This window comes from Photobacterium lucens, assembly GCF_009873615.1.
Lineage (GTDB): Bacteria > Pseudomonadota > Gammaproteobacteria > Enterobacterales > Vibrionaceae > Photobacterium > Photobacterium lucens.
On sequence record NZ_SSMG01000483.1, the window covers coordinates 1 to 7,843 of the forward strand.

General features: G+C 40.5%; 6 protein-coding genes. 2 read left to right on the forward strand and 4 right to left on the reverse strand.

Translation table 11 applies throughout. The features are described 5' to 3' along the window. Positions 1 to 210 precede the first annotated feature (210 nt). From E5A76_RS19760 to E5A76_RS19770, 3 genes are all read right to left on the reverse strand, one after another. Positions 211 to 1,074 (reverse strand): phospholipase A, encoded by an 864-nt coding sequence (locus E5A76_RS19760; RefSeq protein WP_053988713.1) that lies wholly within the window; start codon positions 1,072 to 1,074, stop codon positions 211 to 213. A 184-nt stretch (positions 1,075 to 1,258) separates the two neighbouring features. Next, on the reverse strand, positions 1,259 to 4,306 hold the full coding sequence (locus E5A76_RS19765) for an efflux RND transporter permease subunit (RefSeq protein ID WP_053988714.1): 3,048 nt from the start codon (positions 4,304 to 4,306) through the stop codon (positions 1,259 to 1,261). Positions 4,307 to 4,310: 4 nt separating this feature from the next. Beyond that, positions 4,311 to 5,423, reverse strand: coding sequence for an efflux RND transporter periplasmic adaptor subunit (locus tag E5A76_RS19770; protein WP_392397392.1), 1,113 nt, complete (start codon positions 5,421 to 5,423; stop codon positions 4,311 to 4,313). A gap of 186 nt (positions 5,424 to 5,609) precedes the next feature. Here E5A76_RS19770 and E5A76_RS19775 point away from each other — a divergent pair, with 186 nt between their 5' ends. Together E5A76_RS19775 and E5A76_RS19780 are read left to right on the forward strand one after the other, a co-directional pair. After that, positions 5,610 to 6,209, forward strand: coding sequence for a TetR/AcrR family transcriptional regulator (locus tag E5A76_RS19775; protein ID WP_053988715.1), 600 nt, complete (start codon positions 5,610 to 5,612; stop codon positions 6,207 to 6,209). Positions 6,210 to 6,421: 212 nt separating this feature from the next. Then, positions 6,422 to 6,799: a YgiW/YdeI family stress tolerance OB fold protein gene (locus E5A76_RS19780; RefSeq protein WP_053988716.1), complete on the forward strand. Its 378-nt coding sequence runs from the start codon at positions 6,422 to 6,424 to the stop codon at positions 6,797 to 6,799. A 71-nt stretch (positions 6,800 to 6,870) separates the two neighbouring features. On the opposite strand, the gene yidA is transcribed toward E5A76_RS19780, so the two are convergent. Then, entirely contained in the window at positions 6,871 to 7,692 is an 822-nt protein-coding gene (yidA, locus tag E5A76_RS19785) for a sugar-phosphatase (RefSeq protein ID WP_161119972.1), read from the reverse strand. Between the last annotated feature and the right edge of the window lie 151 nt (positions 7,693 to 7,843).

Here is a 7,843-nt window from a genome sequence, read left to right on the forward strand (position 1 = left end):
TCTTCATTCATATTAAAGGATCAAAAAATAATTCAGACTGAATATTATAAAGTTTTCATTATCTCAATTCTATTTATTACTGATTATTTTATAAAAATAAACACTAAAAAGGTTTGGTAAAAGTTAATCGTTAACAGAGTATGTATTAATAAATAAAAAATAAGTGCTACTATAATACATTATGAGTAACACTTTATTTCTGTTAATAAATTAGAAAGAAAAACCAATACCGCCAGCATTGTCGTAATGATTGTAATCAGAAATCGAAATACCGTAGCCACTTTCTAACATCATGTAACCACGTAGGCGCTTATAAATAGGGAAGCTCCATGTAATGCGCTCGTAGCCACGTGAAAAACCACTTTCTAAAACATTACGTGCGGTGAACGACACTAGGTTTTTGTTATCAATTGCCCAGTTCATACTGATGCGTCCGTAGCCCATGTAGTTAGTAATGTCTTTGTTGTAATCCTTAGCACCAAAGTCCAAACGTACCCAAGGTTTAATACTTAGGGTGTAGTTGTCATGTTGGAAGGTGAAATCGGCAAAGGCACGGTTCCAACTTCTTTCTTGCTCGCCACCTCGACCATTGGATTCATGAACCAGACCGACAGTTGTACCAGCATAGCCCCATGGATTGGTGTTGGCATCTTCTTCTAATGTCCAGAAGATGGATGGTTCGTACTCTGTATCACGGAAGAAAGCTGAAGACGCATAGGCTTGCCAGTTAGAACGCTGGGTATAAGCCACATATACTTTATCTTTGTGGTTCAAGACGCCAGAAGCCAAACGGTATTTCAAACTGATTTGGAAGTTAACGTTATATTTGCTTAGCTTTCCGTCTTCAGGAATAACGGATTGGTATTCAGCGTAGTTAGGTTTTTGGGTGTAGTAGAAAGGTAATACGTAATTATCTTTGTATTGTTGTAACAGTAGCGTGTTGGAGCTGGAGTAATCAAGGGGGTTATTTATAATTTCGCCAGCATGTGCTGTTACAGGTACTAAGTTAAAGCCAATTAGTAAAGATGAAAGAAATAAAGGATGTCTAATTGGTCGCCATTTGTATTGCGTCATAGGTATATGTCATCAATAGAAGAGATAAGAGTTATTTATGATGATCATAGACAAGTAATTTCTATTCTGTCTACCAATACAAATGAAAACAATGTTTGATTGTAAGAATGAAAGGTTTTTATAAGTATAAAAAAAGAGCGTATATTGCTATACGCCCTTTATGCATCAAGGTGTTACTTGTTTATTATGCTTGTGGTTCAACGTTTACTTTAAACAGCACAGCATAAAGTAATGGGATGATCACCAATGTCAAAATTGTAGCAAATAACAGACCAAACATGATGGTTACCGCCATACTCTTGAAGAATGGATCTATCAATAGTGGCGCTACACCAAGAATGGTGGTGAACGCACCTAGTAATACTGGGCGTGCACGGCTTAATGCTGAATCAATAATCGCTTGATAAGGGGACTTACCTTCTCTGATTTCAACATCAGTTTGATCCACCAATACAATGGCATTTTTCACCATCATACCAATCAAGCTTAGGAAACCGAGGATTGCCATAAACTCGAATGGTGTCTGGAAAATCACAAGACCAATGGTGACACCTATGATTGCCAATGGTGCGGTTAGCCAAATGATCAGTGGCTGTTTTAATGCGTTAAACATAAAGATCACTGACAAAATCATCGCAGCAAAACCGTATGGAGCTGAAATTGCCAGACCTTCGTTAGCATCTTTAGAGGCTTTGTGCTCACCGTACCATGTTAGTTCGTAACCTGGTGGTAGTTCGATAGCCTCAATTTTGCCACGTAGTTCATTAAACGCATCTGCTGTTAGTACACCTGGTGCAGGATCAGCTTGAACCAAAATGGTTGGAATACGGTTAATACGACGTAGGATCGCATCTTCCCAAACCACATTCACAGACTCAACAAGTTGATTGACAGGAATTGGGCCATTGACCATGCGGCTATGTACTTCGGTGTTTTCAATCGCACGCTCATGAGTACGCTCATCTTCTGGCGCACGTACCACGATAGGGATCAAATCATTACCTTCACGGTAAACACCAACATTACGACCTGATAACGTTTGTGCGATAGCTTGGCTGATCTCTTGATTTGTTAAACCAAAGCGCTGTGCTTTTTCTGTTGAGTAAACCGGCTTAATCACAGGTACTTGTTGACGCCAATCGTCTTGTACTGCAATTAAGTTAGGATCAGACAACATGATCGCTTTCGCTTGCTCCGCAAGTTCACGTAATACTTTACTGTCAGGACCTTGGAAACCAGCTTCAATTTTCTTACCGCCCCCACGACCTAGCATGAATTTCCATACTTTGATCGATGCTTCAGGGTACTTTTGATCTAACTCAGTTTGTAGTTCTACTAACAGTGGCGCAATGTTGCGGTAGTCATCAATATCAATCAGTAACTGACCGTAGCTTGGGTTACGTGCTTCTGGCGCATAGGTCAACATGAAACGTAAACCACCGCCGCCAATGAAACTTGAGATATTGCTGATCCCTTCTTTTTGTTTAATGTCACCTTCAATTTTTGCCACTGTTTTTTCTGTTGTCATGATATCTGTACCTTGTGGTAAGTAGACATCGACAACAAACTGTGCGCGTTGTGATTCAGGCATAAAGCCAGGTGGGACGAATTTCACACCCCAAATCGCACCCGCTAGGGTTGCCAGTAGTAGCAAGCCTGTGGTTTTACGATGGCTTAATACCCAAGTTAGCAAACCTTTGTAGCCCGTGACTAACTTGCTTGGTTGGCTATCTTGTTGCTTCACTTTTACTTTTAAGAACTGGTGACACAGTAATGGTGTTACTGTGACTGCAAATACCCAGCTTAATAGCATGGAGTAAAGAATTACCCAAAACAGTGAGCCTGCATATTCACCCATATCTGATGGTGATAGGCCGATAGCACTGAATGCACAGATACCTACAACCGTACCGCCAAGCAATGGCCATTTAGTTGCATTAACTACTTCAGGAATAACGATATTACGATCTTCATTGTTCTGTAGGCGAACAAGAATACCGTCGGTCACTACAATGGCGTTATCAACTAGCATACCTAGTGCAATGATCAGTGCACCTAATGAGATACGCTGCATGGCTATATCGTCAATGAGCATGATGCACAGAGTACCTGCCACAGTCAGTAGCAGAACGAAACCGATGATCACACCAGAGCGAATGCCCATGAATAGCAGCAGTACGATAAATACGATCACAACCGCTGCGATCAGGTTATCAATGAAGTTTGCTACCGAATCACGAACAGAGTCAGACTGCATAGAGATAACGTGCAGTTCCATGCCCAATGGACGTTGGCTTTCTAGTTCTGCGATACGTGCTTTAACCGCATCACCCATATCAACCACGTTACCGCCAGTGACGTTTGAGATACCAAAACCGATAGCACGTTCACCGTTGTAACGCATCAACATGCTAGTTGGTTCTTGGTAGCCACGTTTCACATCTGCAATGTCTTTTAAACGTAATACGGTGTGGTTATCACCAATACCGACTTGCAGGTTACGGAGATCTTCAAATGAATTAACGTTTGGTGTTGGGATCACAGGTAAGCGCATACCGTTAGCCGTTACACTACCTGCAACGTTAACGATGTTTTGCTTTTGTAATACTGACAATACGTTATCAAGAGACAGACCGTAGTTCGCTAAACGCTCACTGGTGATCTCAACAAAAATCGCTTCTTGTTGTTCTGCCAAGGTTGCTGTTTTCGCCACGCCCGGTACTAGTACCAGTTCACGACGCAATGAATCAACGTAATCTTGAAGTTGCTTATCAGTAAAGCCTTCACCTGTTACTGCAAAGAACAACGCATATACATCTGAGAAGTCATCGTTAACAATCGATGGACCGGCTCCCGGTGGTAACATACGCTGAACATCAGTCACTTTACGACGTAGTTTGTCCCATACCTGTTGTAGTTCATCTTGAGATTTAGAGAACTCAAGTTTGATCTCAACGGTAACTTCAGACATCCCTTGTTTCGAGACGGATTTTACTTCTTTCAGCTCTTGCAGCGACTGAACAGCCCCTTCAATTACATCAGTGACTTCATCGGAGACTTCTTGTGCTGTTGCTCCTGAATATGGCGTTACAATAACAGCTTGACGAATAACGAACTCAGGATCTTCAAAGCGACCGAGCTTTAAATAGCTGATATATCCGCCAAGCAAGATCAGCGCAATGATCACCCAAACACTGGTGCGCTTGGCTATGGTATAGCGAGCGATATCCATTTACTTACGCTCCATTTTGGGTGTTATCTGTGTATGGACGTACTTCCATACCAGGCTTTAATTTAGAGACGCCAGCGATCACAATACGCTCGCCAACGCTTAATCCGTTAACGACGGTAATGCAGTTTTTATTCACTTTACCTACACTGATGTAGCGTTTAGCAACCGTGTTGTCTTTGTTAACTACCCACACAAACTGCTTACTTTTGTTATCAGGCACGACAGATGTTAGTGGTACGATAATGGGATTACGGTTCTCTTGCGGACACGCTTTAAGATCCGGTGATACTTTCACAGCCATACCCGGCAAAATATTCATGCCTTTAGTATCTTTAATACCTAAAACGACAGAGTAGGTTTGGGTAATAGGATCGGCTTGGGTTGAGAACGTACGTAAGCTTAATGGCAATAATTGTTGTGGATTATTGTTCACTTCAGCGACCGCTTCACGGCAGGTCATCCCCGATAGCATTACATTGTCAGTAATGTTAATGACCACTTCCAAGTTATCGATATTGTGCAGTGTTAATACTGGGTTATTCGCTTGTACCTGTACGTGGCTGTCGATCAGTTTACGACCGATAATGCCGTCAAATGGGGCGGTTAATTGCGTGTAAGCCAGCTTGTTTTTCGCCTCATTAACACGGTTTTTCGCAAGATCATAACGCACAATGAGCTTATCTAAATCACTTTTAGAGATAGCTTGGCTGCTTTCGTAAATCGCTTTACCACGTTGGTAGGCTTTGTTGGCATCACTTAATTCAAGTTGTGCTGCTGCAAATACCGTTTGGGCGTCTTTAGGATCAAGCTTGGCTAATAACTGACCTTTAGTTACACGATCGCCTTCATTTACGAAGATATGATCAACACGGCCTGATACTTGGAACGACAGATCAGCACGTTGTGCAGAGCGAACCACACCATTAAAACTTAAATTAGTATTGGCCTTCTGTTTAACCACTGACGTTAAGGCAGGGCTCACCATTGGTTTTTTAACTTGTTCTTCTGTTTCTTTATTGCCGCAACCTGACAGTACGACAAGCGCGACTGATAAACTCAATGCGAGTTTAGTTAATGAGAATGATGTCACTTTGGACATAGCTGATTGAGTTTTCACCGGATTCTCCACTGTCACCATAGACGGTATTGGATTGTTGATAGCACGTTTATTTGTTCAGAATTAAACAGGTAAACTTTGGAGTGTATTTTATGTTTGGTGAGTGGTTTGTAAACTGCTAAGTATACTTTTTTGTGACAAAATGTTAGATTAGGATCACAAGTGGTGAAAATGGGTAGTTAAGTTATGAAGCAAACAGAACGTAAGCATTTAGCGATTATCGAAGCAGCGAAAGCTGAATTTATTGAACACGGTTTTGTTGCTGCCAATATGGATAGAATTTCACTGGTTGCAGAAGTGTCTAAACGTACCTTATATCGTCATTTTGACAGTAAAGAAACGTTGTTTATTTCTGTACTCAGAATCATTCAAGAGTCGGTGAATGAGAATGTGCAATACCAGTTTGATCCAGAAAAACCATTAAAAGCACAATTAGTTGAAATTACACGCCATGAAGTGGATGTACTTTATAACACGTATGGCATGTCATTATCTCGTATTATTGTTATGGAATTTATTCGCCAGCCAGAACTCGCAAAGAATTTGGTGAAAGATCTGTACAGTACTAATGCAATTGCAGAGTGGTTTAAGTTAGCGATAGAAGCAAAAGCGATTGTTGATAAAGATGTTAGTTTGCTTACTAATATTTATACGAGTTTATTCCAAGGTTTGTTTTTTTGGCCACAAATGATGGAATTAGCACCATTATGTGAAGGTGAAAAAGTCGAAGAGAACATTAATACGGTGGTTGATGTATTTTTAACCTCATTTGCCGTACAGCAGTAAAATAGCGTATTAAACGAAATATATTGTCACGATTTTAGAAGCGAATTTCACATTTAATTGAGATTTGGCATGATAGTATTCCTACCAATGATAACTAGGTGTAAGTTATTCCTAATTATTAAGTAGTAGATAATCTGTGTATTTTAAGCATGGTAGCTGAACTCAATTGTGTCGATGCCACGGTTAGATACCCATAAAATCGGTAAAAGATGATGAAAAAATTCTTAGTTATTTCTGCTTTTGTTCTTGCTTCAACGTCTGCGATGGCTGCTACAACAGCTACGACTTCTCAACCTGCACAAGGTGGTTTTACTGGGCCTTCAGCAATTCCTGCAATTACAACAGTAAACCAAGCGAAAGAAGCAAACGATGATGCGGTTGTTGAGCTAACGGGTTACATCACAACATCACTGGGTGATGAAGACTACATGTTCAAAGACAGCACTGGTGAGATCAAAGTAGAAATTGATCACAAAGATTGGAATGGTGTGAATGCAACACCAACAACTAAACTAGTGATCCGTGGTGAAGTCGATAAAGATTGGTCAGAGCGTACGATTGACGTAAACAAAGTTGCGTTAGCTGGCTAATTATAAGACTGAAATAAAAACGCTATTTCTATTTAGAAATAGCGTTTTTTTATGGCTATATTTTGCTGAGATTAGTTATCGTACTTGGCCTCTAAGATGAATTTTTGGATTACCTTTGCCACACCTGCATTGTTGTTGGTATCGGTAATGTAATTAGCCAGCGCTTTGGTAGCGTCAGTCGCATTACCCATTGCCACACCTAAACCTGCATATTCAATCATATGGTGATCATTACCGGCATCGCCCATACAAATCACTTCACTTTGTTTGATGTCTAAGTATTTTGCAAGCGCTTCAACGCCAGTACCTTTATTGCTTTTTGGGTTCATAAACTCCAAGAAGAAAGGGGCGCTTTGTACGATGGTGTAACGTTCATATAGCTCTGCTGGTAATTGTGCAATGGCAGCTGAAAGACGTTCTGGTTCGTCAATCATCATTACTTTCATTACTTCTTCATCATTATCCAGCGTTGCAAAATCCTCAATTGTAATTTCAAGGCCGTTAATTTTTGCTTCGTGATCGGTGTAGTAATTATTTTCAGGCGTGATTAAGCCTTGGCGACGAGTAAAGGCGTGAATGTGAATGCCTAAGTCATGAGCAAGAGAAGCAATATTTTTTGCATCTGTACCTGTTAGGGTTTCACTACGAATGATTTCTTTATTTTCAACACGTTGGATTAGTGAAGCATTGTAGCTAAGCACATAATCGTTGGCGCCAGTCATGTTAAGTTCATTGAGTGCCCATGTCATGCCCTCTAATGGGCGACCAGAAGCTAAAACAATGGAAACACCTTGCTCACGTGCTGCGCTAATCGCCGCTTTATTTTCTGCGGAAATCGTACCGTCAGAATTAAGCAAAGTGCCGTCCATATCAAGTGCAACTAATTTGTACATCATCATTTCCATTACAGATTTAAAACTGCATCCATCATAAGCAAATTAGGCGATGAAAACGATAGAGAATTATCTTTATTAAGCATGATGAATAGCAAGGCATCGTTACAGTGATTATAAATGTAACAAGAAAATGTCTTATGTTTATAAG

Bases quoted from the DNA above. Each gene is read 5' to 3' on its own strand.
- E5A76_RS19780 (WP_053988716.1), top strand. From the start codon at position 6,422: ATGAAAAAATTCTTAGTTATTTCTGCTTTTGTTCTTGCTTCAACGTCT.
- E5A76_RS19760 (WP_053988713.1), bottom strand. From the start codon at position 1,074: ATGACGCAATACAAATGGCGACCAATTAGACATCCTTTATTTCTTTCA.
- yidA (WP_161119972.1), bottom strand. From the start codon at position 7,692: ATGTACAAATTAGTTGCACTTGATATGGACGGCACTTTGCTTAATTCT.
- E5A76_RS19765 (WP_053988714.1), bottom strand. From the start codon at position 4,306: ATGGATATCGCTCGCTATACCATAGCCAAGCGCACCAGTGTTTGGGTG.
- E5A76_RS19775 (WP_053988715.1), top strand. From the start codon at position 5,610: ATGAAGCAAACAGAACGTAAGCATTTAGCGATTATCGAAGCAGCGAAA.